Annotated in this window: 18 protein-coding genes; 9 read left to right on the plus strand and 9 right to left on the minus strand. The window is 62.6% G+C overall.

Features of this window, described 5'->3' with window-relative positions; translation table 11 throughout:
- Positions 1–12: 12 nt before the first annotated feature.
- The 4 genes from NKI18_RS02150 to NKI18_RS02165 all read left to right on the plus strand — a co-directional run bounded on the left by NKI18_RS02150 (position 13) and on the right by NKI18_RS02165 (position 4,527).
- Positions 13–918: a branched-chain amino acid ABC transporter permease gene (locus tag NKI18_RS02150; RefSeq protein ID WP_023676253.1), complete on the plus strand. Its 906-nt coding sequence runs from the start codon at positions 13–15 to the stop codon at positions 916–918.
- Between the two features lie 204 nt (positions 919–1,122).
- A complete protein-coding gene (locus NKI18_RS02155) occupies positions 1,123–1,707 on the plus strand; it encodes a TRAP transporter small permease subunit (RefSeq protein ID WP_352452211.1) in 585 nt (194 codons plus the stop codon).
- Positions 1,707–3,485, plus strand: coding sequence for a TRAP transporter large permease (locus NKI18_RS02160; protein WP_352614749.1), 1,779 nt, complete (start codon positions 1,707–1,709; stop codon positions 3,483–3,485). The genes NKI18_RS02155 and NKI18_RS02160 overlap by 1 nt, the downstream gene beginning before the upstream one ends.
- 16 nt (positions 3,486–3,501) lie before the next feature.
- Positions 3,502–4,527 (plus strand): zinc-dependent alcohol dehydrogenase family protein, encoded by a 1,026-nt coding sequence (locus NKI18_RS02165; protein ID WP_353018723.1) that lies wholly within the window; start codon positions 3,502–3,504, stop codon positions 4,525–4,527.
- A gap of 386 nt (positions 4,528–4,913) precedes the next feature.
- Here NKI18_RS02165 and NKI18_RS02170 read toward each other — a convergent pair whose 3' ends face one another.
- A complete protein-coding gene (locus NKI18_RS02170; RefSeq protein ID WP_352492671.1) occupies positions 4,914–6,023 on the minus strand; it encodes a TRAP transporter substrate-binding protein in 1,110 nt (369 codons plus the stop codon).
- 284 nt (positions 6,024–6,307) lie between these two features.
- On the opposite strand from NKI18_RS02170, the gene NKI18_RS02175 reads away from it, so the two are divergent.
- Positions 6,308–7,081, plus strand: coding sequence for a gamma-glutamyl-gamma-aminobutyrate hydrolase family protein (locus tag NKI18_RS02175; protein WP_352614375.1), 774 nt, complete (start codon positions 6,308–6,310; stop codon positions 7,079–7,081).
- 13 nt (positions 7,082–7,094) lie between these two features.
- Here the strand turns inward: NKI18_RS02175 and NKI18_RS02180 are convergent, their stop codons facing one another.
- The 5 genes from NKI18_RS02180 to NKI18_RS02200 form a co-directional block, all read right to left on the minus strand.
- Positions 7,095–7,490, minus strand: coding sequence for a hypothetical protein (locus NKI18_RS02180; RefSeq protein ID WP_352614373.1), 396 nt, complete (start codon positions 7,488–7,490; stop codon positions 7,095–7,097).
- Between the two features lie 153 nt (positions 7,491–7,643).
- Entirely contained in the window at positions 7,644–8,624 is a 981-nt protein-coding gene (locus NKI18_RS02185; RefSeq protein ID WP_352614371.1) for a 2-hydroxyacid dehydrogenase, read from the minus strand.
- Positions 8,621–9,643 (minus strand): LacI family DNA-binding transcriptional regulator, encoded by a 1,023-nt coding sequence (locus NKI18_RS02190; RefSeq protein WP_023676245.1) that lies wholly within the window; start codon positions 9,641–9,643, stop codon positions 8,621–8,623. Before NKI18_RS02190 ends, NKI18_RS02185 begins: the two co-directional genes overlap by 4 nt.
- A 68-nt stretch (positions 9,644–9,711) precedes the next feature.
- The gene (locus NKI18_RS02195) at positions 9,712–10,596 is read right to left on the minus strand and encodes a DMT family transporter (RefSeq protein ID WP_352614370.1); all 885 of its coding nucleotides are present in this window, start codon (positions 10,594–10,596) and stop codon (positions 9,712–9,714) included.
- A gap of 197 nt (positions 10,597–10,793) precedes the next feature.
- Positions 10,794–11,201: a DUF2000 family protein gene (locus NKI18_RS02200; RefSeq protein WP_352568386.1), complete on the minus strand. Its 408-nt coding sequence runs from the start codon at positions 11,199–11,201 to the stop codon at positions 10,794–10,796.
- A gap of 52 nt (positions 11,202–11,253) precedes the next feature.
- On the opposite strand from NKI18_RS02200, the gene NKI18_RS02205 reads away from it, so the two are divergent.
- Positions 11,254–12,126 carry an AraC family transcriptional regulator gene (locus tag NKI18_RS02205; RefSeq protein ID WP_352614368.1) on the plus strand — a complete coding sequence of 291 codons (873 nt, stop codon included), beginning with the start codon at positions 11,254–11,256 and terminating at the stop codon, positions 12,124–12,126.
- A 1-nt stretch (position 12,127) separates the two neighbouring features.
- Here the strand turns inward: NKI18_RS02205 and NKI18_RS02210 are convergent, their stop codons facing one another.
- Both NKI18_RS02210 and NKI18_RS02215 read right to left on the minus strand, forming a co-directional pair.
- The gene (locus NKI18_RS02210) at positions 12,128–12,610 is read right to left on the minus strand and encodes a MarR family winged helix-turn-helix transcriptional regulator (protein WP_254816029.1); all 483 of its coding nucleotides are present in this window, start codon (positions 12,608–12,610) and stop codon (positions 12,128–12,130) included.
- Between the two features lie 203 nt (positions 12,611–12,813).
- Positions 12,814–13,536 (minus strand): intradiol ring-cleavage dioxygenase, encoded by a 723-nt coding sequence (locus NKI18_RS02215; protein ID WP_352614366.1) that lies wholly within the window; start codon positions 13,534–13,536, stop codon positions 12,814–12,816.
- Positions 13,537–13,733: 197 nt separating this feature from the next.
- On the opposite strand from NKI18_RS02215, the gene NKI18_RS02220 reads away from it, so the two are divergent.
- Complete coding sequence (locus NKI18_RS02220; protein ID WP_352614365.1) at positions 13,734–14,801, plus strand: CobW family GTP-binding protein; 1,068 nt, start codon at positions 13,734–13,736, stop codon at positions 14,799–14,801.
- 249 nt (positions 14,802–15,050) lie between these two features.
- A complete protein-coding gene (locus NKI18_RS02225; RefSeq protein WP_352614363.1) occupies positions 15,051–16,025 on the plus strand; it encodes a WD40 repeat domain-containing protein in 975 nt (324 codons plus the stop codon).
- Positions 16,026–16,033: 8 nt separating this feature from the next.
- Here NKI18_RS02225 and NKI18_RS02230 read toward each other — a convergent pair whose 3' ends face one another.
- Positions 16,034–16,489, minus strand: a complete 456-nt coding sequence (locus NKI18_RS02230; RefSeq protein ID WP_352614362.1) for a hypothetical protein — start codon at positions 16,487–16,489, stop codon at positions 16,034–16,036.
- 157 nt (positions 16,490–16,646) lie between these two features.
- Between NKI18_RS02230 and NKI18_RS02235 the strand changes: the two genes are divergently transcribed.
- Positions 16,647–18,029, plus strand: coding sequence for an aspartate aminotransferase family protein (locus tag NKI18_RS02235; RefSeq protein WP_352614361.1), 1,383 nt, complete (start codon positions 16,647–16,649; stop codon positions 18,027–18,029).
- The last annotated feature ends 14 nt before the right edge of the window (positions 18,030–18,043 follow it).

Here is an 18,043-nt window from a genome sequence, read left to right on the forward strand (position 1 = left end):
AGAGGGTCTTGCATGCTCTATTTCTTCCAGCAGGTTCTGAACGGGCTGCATTCGGGCGCGCTCTACGCATTGCTTGCCTTCGGCTACGTGCTGACCAACGGCATCCTCCACCGTACCAATCTTGCCTATGGCGCGCTGTTCGCCTTTTGCGGGCATACGATGATCCTCACCGCGGCGTTCGGCTATCAGGCGCTGTGGCTGACGCTGTTTGCATCGGTCGCGCTCGGCGTAGCTGCGGCATTCCTTTATGCGGCGCTGCTCAGCCATGTCCTGTCGCGAAGTATCTTCGAACCGCTGGCCGACCGCTCGCCCAACGCCATCGTGGTGACGACGCTCGGCATATTGCTGGTCTTGTCGGAAGCCAGCCGCATCGCCGCCGATACCCATGACCTATGGTTGCCGCCAATGCTGGCCCAGACCATCGTCTTCGCGCAGAATGCCAGCTTCAAGGCGACGTTGACGCTGATCCAATTGCTCGATTGCGCCGCCGTACTGGCGGCCATCGCGCTGGCTGCTTGGGGCTTCGCATATTCGAGCTTCGGCCGGAGCTGGCGCGCCGTATCCGACGATCCCAAGGCGGCTGCGATGTGCGGCGTCGATGTCCGTGCGGTGTTTCGGCGTGCGGTGCTTTTCGGCGGCCTTTGCGCGGCACTGGCCGGCGTGCTCGCCGCCTTCTACTACGGCAACATCAGCTTCGGCACAGGGTTGGTCTACGGGTTGAAAATCCTGTTCGTGACCGCAGTGGGCGGCTATCTTTCGCCTTTGCGGGCGGCACTGGGCGCCGCCGCTTTCGGCATGGCCGAATCGCTATGGGCCGGCTATTTTCCGCTCGAATGGCGGGACGGCTGGATGTACCTGTTCCTCGTCGCCATGCTTGTGCTGATCGGCGCCGGCCGCGACCAACAGAAGATCGCCTGAGCCGCACCCGACTTTGCTTGGGTGAAAGCGCCGCATGTCCTTGGACATGCAAAGGACGCGGCAGCATTTTGCCGCCCGTCATCTCACAACTGTGTTTATGCGGGCTGTCCCGTGTTGACCCGCCGGACCACGCACTGCATACCGTTGGTCCACAGCGACGCGACGGACAGGGAACCGCCGCGCTCTGACACAAGGGAGGAATGCATGGCAGGGCTTCTCGCTCTTTCCAGAACCATTGACCGTTTGAACGAATTCATCGGCAAATGGGTTTCGTGGCTGATCCTGCTGGCGATCCTGGTAAGCGCCGCCAACGCCGTCATCCGCAAGGTGTTCGACATGTCCTCGAACGCCTGGCTGGAATTGCAATGGTATCTGTTCGGCGCCGCCTTCATGCTGGCCGCCGCCTACACGCTGAAGCAGAACGACCATATCCGCATCGATATCGTCTACGGCATGTTCTCGCGCCGCGTGCAGCACTGGATCGACCTTTTCGGTCACGTCTTCTTCCTGATGCCGTTCGTGACGTTGATGGTGGTCTATTTCGTTCCCTATGTGTCGCTGTCGTATCGCAGCGGGGAGATGTCGAACAATTCCGGCGGGCTGATCATCTGGCCGGCGAAGGCGATCCTGCTGGTCGGCTTTTTTCTGCTCGCACTGCAGGGCATTTCCGAAATCATCAAGAAAATCGCCATCATGCGCGGTCAGATGGACGATCCCACTCCGTTCATATCGGCGCATGAGCAGGCCGAACTCGAAGCCAAGGCGCTCGCCGAAGAGGTGCGCTCGTGATCGAGTTCATCGCCCAGAACATGGCGCCGATCATGTTCGCCTCGCTGGTCGTCTTCCTGCTGATCGGCTACCCCGTCGCCTTCTCGCTCGCCGCCAACGGCCTGATGTTCTTTTTCATCGGCGTGCTTCTGTCGCCCTATTCGGGCGGCTCGATCAATCTCGCCTGGCCGTTGCTGCATGCGTTGCCGGATAATTTCTATGGCAGCCGGGTGATGTCGAACGATACGCTGCTGGCGATCCCGTTCTTCACCTTCATGGGCATCGTGCTCGAACGATCCGGCATGGCCGAAGACCTGCTCGACACGATCGGCCAGTTGTTCGGACCGGTCCGTGGTGGCCTCGCCTATGCCGTGATTTTCGTCGGCGCGCTGCTCGCCGCGACGACCGGCGTGGTGGCGGCCTCCGTCATTGCCATGGGTCTGATTTCGCTGCCGATCATGCTGCGCTACGGCTACGACCGGCGGCTGGCATCCGGCGTCATTGCCGCGTCTGGGACGCTCGCCCAGATCATCCCGCCGTCACTGGTGCTGATCGTCCTGGCCGACCAGCTCGGCCGCTCGGTCGGCGATATGTATAAGGGAGCGCTGATCCCCGGGCTCATTTTGACCGGCATCTACATGCTCTACATCCTGCTCATGTCGATCTTCCGGCCGAAGTCGATGCCGGCCCTGCCGCTTGAGGCCCGCACGCTCGGCCACGGCGTGCTGTCGCTGCTGGCGGCGCTGCTGGCGGCGGTGGTGGTTTCCTATGCGGCGTATCGCTACCTTGCGCCGAACCATGGCGGCAACGCCGATATCCTCGGCGCCACCATCGGCGTCATCTTCATCTATGTCGTGGCGATCGTCGACCAGCGCCTGAAGATCAACCTGATGTCCAGACTGGCACAGCAGGTGGTCATCGTGCTGATCCCGCCGCTGGCGCTGATCTTCCTGGTGCTGGGCACCATCTTCCTTGGCATCGCCACGCCGACGGAAGGCGGCGCCATGGGCGCCGTCGGCGCGCTTGCAATGGCGGCGGTGAAGGGGCGGCTGTCGCTCGACGTGGTCAAGCAGGCGCTGGCCTCGACGACCAGGCTGTCGTCCTTCGTTCTGTTCATCCTGATCGGCGCGCGGGTGTTCTCGCTGACCTTCTACGGCGTCAATGGCCACATCTGGGTCGAGCACCTGTTGACGTCGCTGCCGGGCGGTGAAGTCGGTTTCCTGATTGGCGTCAACATCCTCGTCTTCGTGCTCGCCTTCTTCCTCGACTTTTTCGAGCTTGCATTCATTATCGTGCCGCTTTTGGCGCCAGCGGCTGACAAACTCGGCATCGACCTGATCTGGTTTGGCGTGCTTTTGGGCGTCAACATGCAGACCTCCTTCATGCATCCGCCCTTCGGCTTCGCGCTGTTTTATCTGCGCTCGGTCGCCGCGCGCGTGCCCTATCTCGACCGACTCACCGGCAAGCAGATCGCGCCGGTCACCACAGGGCAGATCTATTGGGGCGCAGTGCCCTTCGTCTGCATCCAGGTGATCATGATCGGCCTGACCATCGCCTTCCCGCAGATGGTGATGCACTACAAAGGCACTGTCGTCGATCCTGGCACCATCAACTACCAGGTGCCGGAAACGCCTGGCATCGGCTTGTCGCCGCTTGGCACGCCGCCGGCCAACGGCGGCACTGCCCCGGCCTCACCTTCCACACCCGATTTGTCGCAGCCGCCGAGCTTCGACGAAAAGCCGCCCGCGAAACCGGCGGCGCCGGCAATCGATCTGTCGCAACCACCGAGTTTCAATTGAGGAAGGCCCGGCAGCCATGAAGGCGGTTCGGTTGGAGCGAGTGGGCAGCCTCGCCGCGTGCGAGGTCGAGAAACCGACCGCCGGGCCGAACGATCTGCTGGTGCGCATCGAGGCGTGCGGCGTCTGCGGCACCGACAGGCATCTTTTCCATGGTGAATTCCCCTGCACGCCGCCGGTGACGCTCGGGCATGAATTCTCCGGCATCGTCGAGGCGGTCGGACCTGCCGTATCCGGCTTTTCCGTCGGCGACCGCGTCACCGGCGATCCCAACATTGCCTGTGGCCGATGCGAGCATTGTCAGGCCGGCCGGGTCAATCTCTGCGGCAATCTACGCGCCATCGGCATCCATCGCGATGGCGGCTTTGCCGAATATCTTGTCCTGCCACAGAAACAGGCCTTCGTCTTGCCAGGCGATCTGAAGCCTACGCATGGTGCTTTCTGCGAGCCGCTCGGCTGCTGCCTGCATGGCGTGGACCTTGCCGCGATCAAACCAGGCTCGTCGGTCGCGGTGCTCGGCGGCGGCGTGATCGGCCTGCTCACCGTTCAGCTGGCAAAGCTCGCCGGTGCGACGACCATTATCTTGTCGACCCGTCAGGCCTCGCGGCGGGCTCTTGCCGAGCAATTTGGCGCAACGGCGACGCTCGATCCCAGCGCCTTCGATGTCATCGATGCGATCGTCGGCCGGTCGGGTTTGATGCCGGGCGGCGTCGACGTGGTGTTCGAATGCGCCGGCGTGAAAGACACTGTTGAGCAGGCGATGCGGCTGGCCAAAGCGGGCGGCACCGTCGTTGTCGTCGGCGTGATGCCGCAAGGCATGAAAGTGACGTTCGAACCATTCGATCTGCTGTTCCGTGAGTTGAAGGTCCTGGGTTCCTTCCTCAACCCCTTTACCCATCGCCGGGCCGCCGATCTTATTGCCTCGGGGGCGATCGAAGTAGATCGGCTGATATCGCGACAAGTCAGCCTCGACGAGGCGGTGGCGATCATTGCCAACCCGCCGGCGCCAGGTGAGGTCAAAGTCCTGGTAGTGCCTCAGAGCTGATCCATCGGGCCAGTTGCCACCGGCAGGCTTCGCGGTTCTGCGTCGCATCGATGGCTTCATCCTCATCTGATAAAGCCGGGCTGATGAAGCCGGGGAAAGGCGACCCCGCCACCTATGCCGGCGCCGGCCTACAACCGGGTGAGGTCCAGCAACTGATGCGTGGCCGCATCAAGTCGACAGTGTTCTATTGCCATGCTCCGGGCGGGAATACTGGTGGAAGTCAGTGCGTCCGAGGCTGACAGAAAGGAACACGGGGCGTGCTCAGGGTCCTTTGACAAGAACCACGTCTTACTGGAGCGGAATGCATTCAAATAAAACCGGGCATCCGCTTTGTTTTAGCCCATTTCTGCGACGCCGAGTGGAGCCACTCGGCGTCGCAAAATGTTCTAGAGCTTGCTGTTGCGCTGCTGGACCATCATGAAGGTGTCATAGTTGTACTCGGCCACCTGCGCCCAGAGATAATGCTCCTTGCGGAACGCCTTGATCGAATCCCAGATCTTCTTGAACGGCGCGTTCGAGGCTTCCATCTCGGCATAGACTTCGTTGGCCTTTTCGAAACAGGCGGCCATGATCTCCTGGCTGAACGGGCTCAACTTGGCACCGCCGGCAACCAGTCGCTTAACCGCCGCCGGATTGAGATAGTCGTATTTCTGCAGCATGTTGGCGTCGGCCGCTTGAGCGGCAGTATGCACCAGCGACTTGTAAGCCGGCGAAAGTTCGTCGTATTTCGCCTTGTTGAACATCAGATGGACAGTCGGTCCACCTTCCCACCAGCCGGGATAGTAGTAATAGGGCGCAACCTTGTAGAAGCCGAGCTTCTCGTCGTCATAGGGGCCGACCCATTCGGCGGCATCGATCGTGCCTTTCTCCAACGCCGGATAGATGTCGCCACCGGCGATCTGCTGCGGAACCACGCCGAGCCTTTGCACCACTTTGCCGGCAAAACCACCGATACGCATCTTGAGGCCGGAAAGGTCGGCGACCGTTTTGATCTCCTTGCGGAACCAGCCGCCCATCTGCACGCCGGTATTGCCGCCCGGCAGCCCGAACAGACCCTGCGTCGCCAGGAACTCGTTGAACAGATCGATGCCGCCGCCATGATAGTGCCAGGCGTTTATGCCGCGCGCGTTGAGCGAAAACGGAACCGCCGCTCCCAGCGCCCAGGTCGGGTCCTTGCCCCAGTAATAGTATGCCACCGTGTGGCAGGCCTCGACGGTGCCGGCAGTGGTGGCATCGGCGGCCTGCAGGCCGGGAACGAGTTCGCCGGCGGCGAAGACCTGGACCTGGAAGTTGCCGTCGGTCGCCTCCGACAGCATCTTGGAAAACACTTCGGCGCCACCATAGATCGTATCGAGCGACTTCGGGAAGGACGACGCCAGCCGCCAGGTCACTTTCGGATTGGACTGGGCGATGGCCGGCGCGGCAAGTGTCGCGGCAGCGGCCGCGGCGCCAACGCCGGCGGTGCCGGCCTTGCGGATGAACGAACGACGATCCATGAAGTTCCTCCCTTTTGGATCCACTGACCGACATTCGGGACACTTCGGCGCCCGGATCGGCTTCGAGCCGACAATACACAGGCAAGGAGTCGAGTCCAGCGCGGCAGCCCGGTTTGAGCGGCGCATTTCGGGGAAATTCACGGCGTTGGGGCAGATCTTGCAACTATAGTCTAAGGTCGATTAACTGGCCTACGCGACACGCCGAAACTTGCCATGGAAATGCGCCTTCGGATCGCCTATTTTGCAGGCAGATAATTCGTTGCACCCGATGGGATCCGGACCAAATGCACCAGCCGCTCGTCGCCGTATCGACCGATGTCCGCCAGTTCGACAATTACACCTGGCATGCCGCGCCACAGCAATATCTCGAAGCGGCGCTTTCGGGTGCAGGCGTGTTCCCGCTGCTGGTACCGTCCTTCGGCGACCGGCTCGACTTCGACGAACTGCTTTCCGCCGTCGACGGCGTCATGGTCACCGGCTCCAAATCGAACGTTCATCCCTCGCTCTATGGCGGTGACGCCAGTGAAGCCAATGGTCCCTACGACCCCGCCCGCGACGCCACCACGCTGCCGCTGATCCGCCGGGCGGTGGAGCGCGGGGTGCCATTGCTCGCCATCTGCCGCGGCATCCAGGAGATGAATGTGGCGCTGGGTGGCACGCTGGCCACTGAAATCCAGGAACGCGCCGGTTCGCTCGACCATCGTGCGCCGGCAAGCGACAATCAGGACGAACGCTTCGCCATCCGCCAGAGCGTGTCGATAAAACCCGGCAGCTGCCTGGCCGGGGTCTTCGGCGCCGGCGACATCATGGTCAATTCGGTGCATCGCCAGGCCATCGACCGGCTTGGCCCAAAGCTGCAGGTCGAAGCGGTCGCCGCCGACGGCACTGTCGAGGCGGTTTCGGTGCGCGATGCACGGGCTTTCGCCGTCGGCGTCCAGTGGCACCCCGAGTACTGGGTCAAATCGGACAGCATCTCGGTAAAGATATTTCGCGCTTTCGGCGATGCGGTGCGGCTGCATCAGGCGGCGAAATCGGGTGCGCGCGCAGCCGCGGAATAGTCTGCCGCGCTCGCTAGTTGCCGGCCGACGCCAGCGTCAGCAGCGGCAGCGCCGGCGCGTAGGATTCGTAACCATCGCCGTCGGCGACTGAGAACATGACGATCGGATCGCTGCCGTTGGCGCTGAAGGTGACCGTGCCGTCATCCTGCTCTCGCCAGAACTTCGCCTGCTCGACGCCGGGCAACACCCGGCGGCAATTTGCTGCGACCGTCAACAGCGACAGGCCTTGCGAAATCTCGGCGCCGCGGCTGACCGCACAAGACCCCTCGTCGCCATGGGCTACCAGCCTGTAGTTGCCGGATGAAGGCGGTGACTCACTGGCTGCACGGCTTTCACCGCTACCGGCGTAAAACAGCTGGGCGCTGCCGAACAGCACAGCGACTGCCATCAATGCAGGAAGCGTCTTCATCCTGGTTCTCCGCGCATTTCAAGCGCGCCGGTTCGAAGAGATCAGGGAGGCGCGCTTCATCTTGCTGTCATGTCCGTCAGGCGGACATACACTGCGAAGGGACCAGAATGATTCCGAAGGGTTAAGCTGAAGTAAATAGATATGGCAGCCCGCTTACGGCCTTGCCTTGACATTTGCCGTCTCCGGCACCGGCGTCAGCGCCTTGCGCTGCGAAAACCACGAGACCAGATTTTCGACGCACAGGTCCGCCATGGCGCGGCGGGTGTGCTGCGAGGCCGAGCCGACGTGTGGCAAAAGCGAGGTGTTGGGCGCGGCAAGCAACGCCGCTGGCACATTCGGCTCGTCGGCAAAGACGTCTAGCCCGGCAGCGGCGATGCTGCCGCTGGCAAGTGCGGCGGCAAGGGCTGGTTCGTCGACCGTGCTGCCCCGGCCGATGTTGACAAAGACGCCGTTCGGCCCAAGAGCCGAGAGAATTTCGGCATTGACGGCCTTTTCCGTCGAAGCCCCGCCGGGCGCCACCGAGATCAGTGTGTCGACCGCCTCGGCGAGACCTTTCAGCGTCGGGTGATAGTCATAGGACAGGCCTTCGACGCGGCGCCGGTTGTGATAGGCAATGGGCAGCCCAAAAGCGTCGAGCCGGCGGGCAATGGCGAGGCCGATGCGGCCCATGCCAAAGATACCGACATGGCGCCCGCGCAAGGTCAGCCGGCTCAGCGGATAGTTGCCGTTGCGCAGCCAGCTTCCGTGGCGTAGCCAGGCCTCGGCGCGCGGCAGTTCGCGGATGGTATTGATCAACAGGCCGAGCGCCGTATCGGCGACCTCTTCGGTCAGCACATCCGGTGTGTTGGTGACCATGATGCCGCGCTGTGCGGCGTGGCGGACATCGACCGAATCATAGCCGACGCCGAAATTGGCGATGATCTCGAGCTTTGGCAGCGCGTCCATCAACGCGGAGCTTATCCCGCCAAAGGCGGCGATGCCGCGCACCGTATGACGCATCTCGTCGGTCACCAGCGACGGATCGGCGCGTTCGATCCGGACGCGGCTGAACACCCCGTCGATGCGGCCGACCGCATGATCGTTGAACTGGCCAGGCACCAGAATGGCGACAGCTTGCTGTTTGGTTTTTGTCATGCACGTTCCACCGGTTTGCCGGTCGACTGGCGCACATGCAGTTCCGGCTTGATCAGTTCCTGCGATGGCCGCACCGTCTGTCCGTTAAGTTTGTCGAGCAGCGCGCTGGCGGCGCGGCGGCCAACCTCGCGCTGGCCGTTCCAGACGGTGGTTAGCGCCGGCGTCGCGATCGCCGCCTCCTCGAGGTCGTCATAGCCGGTAACAGAGATGTCGATGCCCGGCACCAGCCCGGCGCGCGCAATGCCGTTCATCAGGCCGATGGCGACGAGGTCGTTCCAGCAGCAGGCCGCGGTCGGCCTGTCCTTCAGCGCCAGGAACTGCCCGGCGGCCTCGAAGCCGGCCTGTTTGGTGCGCGGGCCGGCGATGCGCCAGGACGGCCTGACCTCAAGCCCCGCCGCCTCCATGGCGTTGACATATCCCTGATAGCGGTCGCGGCCGGTCGAGGTCTGGTCGGTACCGCCGATCATTGCGATGCGCTTGTGGCCAAGCGAGATCAGATGATTGGTAGCAAGCCCGGTGCCATAGGCATCGTCGCCGCGAAATACCGGCACGTCGGCACCTTCGACGGTGCGTGCAATCAGCACTGCCGGGAGACCGTTCTCCTCGGCCATGATTATGTCTTCGGGCGGCGTGCCGATGGCCGGCGACATGATGACGCCGTCGGCGCCGAGTTGCAGAAGCGTGTCGATGAAGGTGCGTTGTTTCTCGAGTTGGTCGTAGTGGTTCGACAGGATGAAGGTTTGCCGGCTGCGGTCGAGTTCGCTCTCGATCGAACGCAATATCTCGGCAAAGAACGGGTTCATGATGTCATGGACGACGACGCCGACAATGCCCGAGCGCGAGGTGCGCAGGCTGGCGGCGCGGCGGTTGTAGATATAGCCGATGGCGCGGGCATGTTCCTTGATGCGATCGCGGGTGCCGCCGGCGACCAGCGGGCTGTCGCGCAAGGCCAGCGAGACCGTGGCCGTGGACACGCCGAGCGCATCCGCGATGGTGGAAAGCTTGATCTTCTGTGCCAGCGCCCTGCGCTCCCGAAGCAATTTAAACTGTTTAAAGGCCGGCTCTTATGCCATCGATCCCGCGCAAATCAAAGTTTTTTTGCCAGCGCTTCCGCCTCCGCGTCCAGCGTCGCGCGGTTGCGCAAGCGAAGCCGGTGCTCGCGGTGAACGATGTAGAGGCCGCTGGCGACGATGACTGTGGCACCGACCAGCGTCCAGCGATCGGGAAACTGGTTGAAGACGATCAGGCCGGAGATGATCATCCAGATCATCTGCGAATAGGGATAGGGAGCCAGGGCCGTGGTGGTGGCAAGGCGATAGGCCTGCACAAGAAGCCAATGACCGATGGCGCCGAAGACGCCAAGCATCAGCAATATGAACCAGTGCCAGCCATCCTGCGGCAGCGAAGGCGAAAACGGCAGTGTCGGCAGCAGCAGCACGGCCGGCGCCAGCGCCGAAAACAGGATGAGGCTTTCCGAGGTTTCCGTAGCCGACATGCTGCGCGTCATGATGACGTAGAAACTGTTCGATAGCATCGAGCCGAGCGCAAAGAGATGGCCGACGCCAAAAACGCCGACGCCCGGCCGGGTGATGATGAGGACGCCGACAAAGCCGCTCATGATCGCCAGCCAGCGCCGCCAGCCGGCCCATTCCCCTAGCAACGGACCGGCAAGCGCGGTGATCACCATCGGGCCGAAGAAGTAGATCGAGGTGGTTTCCGCCAGCTGCAGCGTCCGCAGCGCGAGAATGTTGCATATCGTCGATCCGAACAGGAGCAGACCGCGCGTGAGATGCGCCGGTAGGTTGGCGGGACGAAAGCGCAGCGGCTCACGCCATCCGCGCAGAAAGACGCCGACGATCAGCACATGGACCGCGAAGCGGGTCCAGGCGACGATCAGCGCCGAGACGCCGGCCAGCACAAGGTACTTGCTGCTGGTGTCGAGGAAGGTGAAAAACACATAGACGGAAAGCATGCACAGGACCGCCGCCGGCGATGTCGCGCTTTCGTCATGTCTTGGGGGAGCATTCAATTTCAGGCCGGACGGGAAGCAAGGCGGTCCCTCACCAATGCGGCAATTGTCGCCTGCGGGCAAGCCAAAACAGTCTGGCACAACGACAGCCGCCGACAGGCTCAGTTTGTTTCCCAGTGGCCGACCTAGTGGCCGACGACTCAGGCGTGCATGCGGGCGCCCTTGGTGATCTTGTCGACGAGCTTCTTTTCGGCGCGAAGCGCGATGCCGACCACCTTGGCATCCTCCGGCGCAAATTCGGCAAAGACGGCGCGGTTGGCCAGATCATACCCGGTCGAAAACATATCCTCGACATAGAGCGAAACCGTCACACCACGCTCCAGCGCCCGCCGCTGGATCGCGCCGAGCGTCTGGCCGTCCGCCGAAAGCACGATGACCGGCTGGATCGACAGCGGGTTGTAGATATTGCCGGCGCGATCACGGTAGGGGTCGCCGATAATGTCGGGAAATTGCGCGACGATGCCGCTGGTCAGAAAGGCGGTGACATTGAGCTTTTGCCAGACGGGAAGATCATCCTTGAGCACGATTGCAAATTTCGTATCGAACATGCGACAGTTTCCAATCCGAAAAGGGGGCCAATCCGAGGCTGCGAGTGAAGCGATGGCGCACGATCTAGACCGGGAAGCCTTTCAGGGTCTTGGACGTTTGTGCGTGGATGCAGCCGAGAACTGCATCGTACCGGCACCCGGTGCTGCCGGGATGGAACGCATCGAGGCCCGGTTCCACGGCAATGCCTTCGATCTCCATCGCCACGACACCTATGCGATCGGGGTGACGCTTTATGGCGTGCAGCGCTTCCGCTATCGCGGCCAAACGCATCAGAGCCTGCCTGGCCAGATCATTATCCTTCATCCCGACGAACTGCACGATGGCGGTGCCGGCACCGAAGACGGCTTGCGATACAGAATGCTCTATTTGGAGCCGTCCCTGATGCTCGATTGTCTCGGCGGCGGATCACTACCATTCGTCGGGAATGCCGTGGTGACAGACCGCGATCTCCGGGCGACGCTGCTTTCCGCGCTCGGGCCGTTGAATCAGGAACTGGACGAGCTGTTTGTCGTCGATTTCATGACGCAGCTTATGCAAAGCTTGGCCCGGCACGCCGGTCAGCCGACGAAACCGGTAGCGAAAACTGCGTGGCGCGCCGCCAGCCTGGCGCGCGACTATCTGGAGGAAAATGTCGCGCGGATTGTACGTTCGGATGAATTGGAGGCGATAACCGGATTGGACCGTTATGCCCTGTCGCGGCATTTCCGCGCCACCTTCTCCACCAGCCCGCACCGGTTCCTGTTGATGCGCCGGCTTCAACGAGCCCGTCGGATGATCGAAGCCGACGAGCCGCTGGCGCAAATCGCCATCGCAGCCGGCTTCAGTGATCAAAGCCATTTCAATCGGCATTTCAAGAAGGCGTTCGGCGTCACACCGGGACGCTGGTCGGCACTGACGCGGCAGCCGTCAGCGGCGAACGCGTGAGCTATTCAAGCATCTTGTCCTCGATATCGAGTTCGTCATCCGGGAGCACCATTTCGCCGTTCGACAGGTTCGCCTCGACGCGGGCAAGCAGCTTGAACAGCGCTTTCTGATCCTTCTTGTCGAGACCCTTCAATGCCTGCTTTTCGGTCTTCTTCACCGACTTCTCGATGGCGTGGATGATTTCGCGGCCGGTGTCGGTGAGGAAAATATGCGCCTGGCGGGCATCGGCGGACGAGGCCCGCTTCTCCAGAAAGCCCTGCGCCTGCAGCCGGTTGATGGTCTTGGTGATGGTCGGCGGACGCACGCCGAGGCGGCCGGCAAGGTTGCCGGGCGTCTGCCCGTCCTCGCGGTCGAGCGCCAGCATGATCTGGTCCTGGCCGGCATAGAAACCATGCGCCAGAAGCCGGGCGGCGAGCGCCGTGCGCGCCAGCCGCGCCGCCGAATGCAGCCGGCTCATTGTTGCAGTCTTGTCCGCCTTGGCCATGCTCATCCCTCCTCGGCCGAACCGGAGCGGACAGCATAGAAGCAGGCCGCCGATTGGCAATGACGATCGAAAACATTCCGGCTCGGAAAATAGCTTTGCCGGCAAGCTTCGCGGTGTTCGCCGTGGCTAATGCCAGATGTTTATTTCAGTTAGATGACAAACGACTTTCCGCAATGGCTGGATGAGGACGTGACGAGGTGTTCTCAACCGGCTTTCACCGCGACCACCATCAACGCCTGATAGGCGTCCGCCATTTCCCGCAGCGCTGCCTGCGACAGCGGCCCGGCCTGCCGCGCAATGCCGTCCCGCGCGTTCGATGTATCGCGTTTGCCGGGGCGATCTTTATAAGGCGCGACGGTGGCGAATATCTGCTCGCTGAGGCTGTCGGGGAAGAACATCTGGCCGGTCATCACCGAGCGGTCGTCGGGGAAGATCTTGAAATGGATGTGGGTGGTGCGGCCGCGATACCAGCCGGGATAGATGGTGGCGAAAGAAGCGATGCCGCTTTCATCGGTTCTCTGCCAGCCGCGGAGAAAGCTCTGGCCGGACGTGTCGATATCCTGCCCGTCGCCCTGTCCGGGATAGTCGGAATAGCTGCCTTGGGCGTCGCAATGCCAGATATCGACGCGTGCGCCGGGAAGCGGCTGGCAGGCGGCGTCGACGATTTGCAGCCGCACATTGAGGCCGATGCCCTTCTTGCCCTCGGTGATATCGGCGCGTTCGAGCTTCGGGTCGAAATAGAACGGCCCTTCGGTGACCTCGGGCGTGATGGCGCAGACGCCGGCACCGGCTTCGAACAAAGCAAGCCCGGCATAGGGCGAAACCTGCCCGGCCCTTGCACCGGCGGGCAGGAATATGCCGCCAGCGGTAACCGCAACGAGACCGAGCGCCTGCCGACGGCTTAGTGGCAACGACTTGTCGGACATCTGGCGCCTCTTCAACGCGAACAGCTCCGTAAATGACCCCGCCTATCTAGGGCCCGCTGTCAGGCGGCGCCAATGAAAGTTCGGTAATGTGAGGAAAGTTCGGCAATACCAGCCCCTCTTTGGCCCACCGGTTTGCCTCGTGCAAAAGCCGAGCACACATCCTATATGGAGCCGACAATCCCTATTCGAGGCACAATATGAGCGACGCACAGACGCAGATCCCCGTAACCGTCCTCACCGGCTATCTCGGCGCCGGCAAGACGACACTGCTCAACCGCATCCTTTCGGAAAACCATGGCAAGCGCTACGCCGTCATCGTCAATGAATTCGGCGAGATCGGCATCGACAACGAGCTGATCGTGGAATCCGACGAGGAAATCTACGAGATGAACAATGGCTGCGTCTGCTGCACCGTGCGCGGCGACCTGATCCGCGTCGTCGAAGGCCTGATGCGCAGGCCTGGCCGCTTCGACGCCATCCTCGTCGAGACCACTGGCCTCGCCGATCCCGTGCCGGTGGCGCAGACCTTCTTCATGGACGACGACGTGCGTTCCAAGACCAGGCTCGATGCGGTGGTGGCGCTGGTCGACGCCAAGCACCTGCCGCTGCGTCTGAAGGATTCCCGAGAGGCCGAGGACCAGATCGCCTTTGCCGATGTCGTCGTACTCAACAAGACCGATCTGGTCACCCCCGAAGAGCTGAGCAAGGTGGAGGCGACGATCCGCGCCATCAACCCGGCGGCACGAATCCATCGCACCACACGCGCCAGCGTGGCGCTGTCCGAGGTGCTCGATCGCGGTGCGTTCGACCTGTCCCGGGCGCTGGAGAACGATCCGCACTTCCTCGAGGCGCATGACGATCACGACCATCATGATCATGATCATGACCACCATCACCATGATCACGACGGCCATGATCACCACGATCATGACGGGCATCATCATGCGCACCCTTCCGACATCCATGACGTGACTGTGCAGTCGGTGTCGCTGCGCGGCGGCGAGATGGACCCGAAAAAGTTCTTTCCGTGGATCGAGAAGGTCACCCAGATGGAAGGCCCGAACATCCTGCGGCTGAAAGGGATCATTGCGCTGAAAGGCGATGACGAGCGCTATGTCATCCAGGGTGTGCACATGATCATCGAGGGCGACCACCAGCGCGCCTGGAAGGACGACGAGAAGCACGAGAGCCGGCTGGTGTTCATCGGCCGCGAACTCGACGCCGAGCGACTGAAGACAAGCTTCGAGGCCTGCCAGGCGGCTTGATTTCCGGACTTTATAGCGCTAGCGCTGCCCTTCTCTCCTTCTCCCCTTGTGGGAGAAGGTGGCCGAGCGAAAGCTCGGTCGGATGAGGGGTGTTCCAGCTTGGCAAGGACGGCACTCCGTCCAGCACCCCTCATCCGTCTTGGCGCTGCGCGCCAATCCACCTTCTCCCACAAGGGGAGAAGGCGGAGCCTCGCCGACAGCCCGGCAGGGTTAGATGACAAGCAGAAATCTCGAACGGAATGATCTCTCATGCCGACAGTCGCCCCGCTCGATCTCGAAGGCCACTGCCTCGCCGCCGTGTTTCTCGGCGACGTGCCGCATTTTGCGCTGGCCGACGGCACAATCCATTGGCTCGACCACGGCCACAAGACGGTGCAGGCCAATGACGGAATGCTCGCCGCCTTCCATGATGCGGCAAACGACCGACTGATCACCGGTGGTGAGGACGGCAGGATCTTTGCCGTGACCCCCGGCGGCAATACAACCGAATTGGCGACCGCAGGCAAAAAATGGATAACCAGCGTCGCCGCCGGGCCGCAAGGCGCTGTTGCCTATGCTTCGGGCAAGATTGCCTATGTGCGCTTTGCCGACGGCAAAACCAGGGAACTCTCGCATCCGCGCTCGGTCGAGGGGCTTGCCTTCTCGCCCAAGGGCATGCGTTTCGGCGTTGCCCGCTACAATGGCGCGACGCTGCACTTCCCGGCTGCCGACGGCAAGCCGGTCGAGCTCGAATGGGCCGGCGCCCACACCGGCATCGCCTTCTCGCCGGACGGCGGCTTCGTCGTCACCACCATGCAGGAAAACGCGCTGCATGGCTGGAAGCTCGCCGACGGCAAGCACATGCGCATGTCCGGCTACCCCGGCAAGGTGAAAAGCCTGTCGTGGAGCGCCAAGGGCAAATGGCTGGCGAGTTCCGGCGCGCCGGCGGCGATCGTCTGGCCGTTTTCCGGCAAAGACGGGCCGATGGGCAAGGCGCCGCTGGAACTCGGCACGCGCGGCAGCTCCATGGTGACCACGGTCGCCTGCCACCCGAGCCAGGACGTCGTTGCTATCGGCTATGATGACGGGATGGTGATGGCGGTGCGCTTCGCCGACGCCAAGGAAGTGCTGTTGCGCCGGCCGGGCAAGGGCGCTGTCACTTCGATGATGTGGGACAAGGAAGAGCGCCGCGTCGCCTTTGGCAGCGCTGCGGGCGACTGCGGCGTCATCGATATTTCGGCGTAGCCTGTTACTTACTCGGCTCCGCAAGATACTTTGCCGGTCAATTCAGCCTGCTTGCCGTCCTTTTCGGCATCGGCCGTTACATCATGGATTGAGAGCAAATAGCGACCGTCATAGACGCCTTCGTCGCTGGCCTTGGTCAGGATCGCCAGTTCGACATAGCCGTAGGCGTTTTCGACCTGCCGTTCGTGGTAGACGAGCAGCCGCAATTCCTTGTTGTCGAGCCAATATTGCGTGAGGTTCTGATCCTCGAACAATGTCTCGCGCAGACTGTCGCCAGCCGGCCTGCCCAGAATCTCGAGCTCGCCGCTAAAATTGAAGGTCGGCCCGCCCATGCCTCTGGTGATCCCGGCACCGACCTGAAATTTGACGGCTGCATCCTCGGCGGAACACCAGATGCCGCCGGACGCCAGAGCCGCACCAACCGACGACAGCAGCGTTGCTGCGCAGACGATCGCCCGCACCATCTTATGCCCTCCAGCCGAAGTACCATTGGCGCCCGAAGGCGGCTCGCGGTCAAGCGCCTGTTTTCATTCAAATGACCGCTGACCCAACACAGGGCAGCCGCCCGGCCAATTGCGGTGGCGGATGCCGATTGTCTAAAGTGCGACTGAGAGGGCCGCCATGAACGTCATGAACCATTCAAAGACTTGCATCGGCGGCATCGGCCCGGCCCGGATCGTCGAGTTGCGCGCGACCGAGGCAGAAGTCTTCCGCCGGGCGCGGCCAAAATCGATGGCGAAAATCGGCAATGGCCTGCCCGGCTTCTTCGGCGGCGTGCCGATGCATTGGATGAACGACTGGCCGACGCCGTTCCCGATCCTCGTCGATAGCGCCAGGGGCGCCATCATCAGAGATATCGACGGCAACCGGCTCGACGATTTCTGCCTTGGCGACACCGGTTCGATGTTCGGTCATTCGCCGCCGCCGGTCGCACGCGCCATCCGCAGGCAGGCCGGACGCGGCCTGACCTACATGCTGCCTCCCGAGAACGCGCTCGCCATCGGGCCGTTGCTGCAGCAGCGCTTCGGTTTGCTGTCGTGGCAGATCGCGACGACGGCGACCGATGCCAACCGCTTCGCGCTGCGGGTTGCCCGCGCCGTTACCGGCCGGGAGAAGATACTGGTCTTCAACGGCTGCTATCATGGCTCGGTCGACGAGACGATGGTGCGGCTGGTCGCCGGGAAAGCGGTGAATCGACCGGGACTGGCCGGCGAGTTCCGCGACCTGACGCGGGCGACTGATGTCGTCGAGTTCAACGATCTGCCGGCGCTCGACGCGGCACTCCGGGGCAACGATGTCGCCTGCGTCATCGCCGAGCCGGTGCTGACCAATTCCTGCATGGTGCTGCCCGAAGCCGGCTTTCATGATGGCTTGCGGCGTCTCACCCGTGCGACCGGCACGCTGCTTCTAATCGACGAGACGCATACAATCTCGACCGGTCCCGGCGGCTATACAAGCAAATACGGGCTGGAGCCGGACCTGTTCGTGCTGGGCAAGCCGATTGCCGGCGGCGTACCGGCGAGCGTCTGGGGCATGAGCGAAGACGTTGCGGCCCGCTATGCCGCTTATATCAGCCGGAAAGAGCCCGGCTACTCCGGCATGGGGACAACGCTGTCGGCCAATCCGCTGCAATTCGCAGCGATGCGCGCCACGCTCGAATACGTCATGACCGACGAGAACTACAGCCATATGGACCATCTGGCGCGGCGGCTCGACGCCGGGCTGACCGCCGTCATCGATCGCTATCGTCTGCCCTGGCATGTTGCTCGCGTCGGTGCCCGTGTCGAGTTCATCTGCGCGCCGGGCCCGCTGAGGAACGGCGGCGAAGCGGAAGCTGCGCATGTACCGGAGCTCGAGGCGGCAATCCATGTCGCGCCGGTCAATCGCGGCGTGCTGATCGCACCCTTCCACAACATGATGCTGATCTCTCCTGCGACCAGCGCCGCCCAGGTGAACCGGCTGATCACTGCCTTCGGCGCGGTTGCGGCAAAGCTTACGGCGTGAGACAAGCTTGCGGC

This window comes from Mesorhizobium sp. M0800, assembly GCF_040320095.1.
Taxonomy (GTDB): domain Bacteria; phylum Pseudomonadota; class Alphaproteobacteria; order Rhizobiales; family Rhizobiaceae; genus Mesorhizobium.

Coding starts and splice junctions, on each gene's coding strand:
- NKI18_RS02150 (WP_023676253.1), top strand. CDS start 13: ATGCTCTATTTCTTCCAGCAGGTTCTGAACGGGCTGCATTCGGGCGCG.
- NKI18_RS02155 (WP_352452211.1), top strand. CDS start 1,123: ATGGCAGGGCTTCTCGCTCTTTCCAGAACCATTGACCGTTTGAACGAA.
- NKI18_RS02165 (WP_353018723.1), top strand. CDS start 3,502: ATGAAGGCGGTTCGGTTGGAGCGAGTGGGCAGCCTCGCCGCGTGCGAG.
- NKI18_RS02170 (WP_352492671.1), bottom strand. CDS start 6,023: ATGGATCGTCGTTCGTTCATCCGCAAGGCCGGCACCGCCGGCGTTGGC.
- NKI18_RS02175 (WP_352614375.1), top strand. CDS start 6,308: ATGCACCAGCCGCTCGTCGCCGTATCGACCGATGTCCGCCAGTTCGAC.
- NKI18_RS02180 (WP_352614373.1), bottom strand. CDS start 7,490: ATGAAGACGCTTCCTGCATTGATGGCAGTCGCTGTGCTGTTCGGCAGC.
- NKI18_RS02185 (WP_352614371.1), bottom strand. CDS start 8,624: ATGACAAAAACCAAACAGCAAGCTGTCGCCATTCTGGTGCCTGGCCAG.
- NKI18_RS02195 (WP_352614370.1), bottom strand. CDS start 10,596: ATGCTTTCCGTCTATGTGTTTTTCACCTTCCTCGACACCAGCAGCAAG.
- NKI18_RS02200 (WP_352568386.1), bottom strand. CDS start 11,201: ATGTTCGATACGAAATTTGCAATCGTGCTCAAGGATGATCTTCCCGTC.
- NKI18_RS02205 (WP_352614368.1), top strand. CDS start 11,254: ATGGCGCACGATCTAGACCGGGAAGCCTTTCAGGGTCTTGGACGTTTG.
- NKI18_RS02210 (WP_254816029.1), bottom strand. CDS start 12,610: ATGGCCAAGGCGGACAAGACTGCAACAATGAGCCGGCTGCATTCGGCG.
- NKI18_RS02215 (WP_352614366.1), bottom strand. CDS start 13,536: ATGTCCGACAAGTCGTTGCCACTAAGCCGTCGGCAGGCGCTCGGTCTC.
- NKI18_RS02220 (WP_352614365.1), top strand. CDS start 13,734: ATGAGCGACGCACAGACGCAGATCCCCGTAACCGTCCTCACCGGCTAT.
- NKI18_RS02225 (WP_352614363.1), top strand. CDS start 15,051: ATGCCGACAGTCGCCCCGCTCGATCTCGAAGGCCACTGCCTCGCCGCC.
- NKI18_RS02230 (WP_352614362.1), bottom strand. CDS start 16,489: ATGGTGCGGGCGATCGTCTGCGCAGCAACGCTGCTGTCGTCGGTTGGT.
- NKI18_RS02235 (WP_352614361.1), top strand. CDS start 16,647: ATGAACGTCATGAACCATTCAAAGACTTGCATCGGCGGCATCGGCCCG.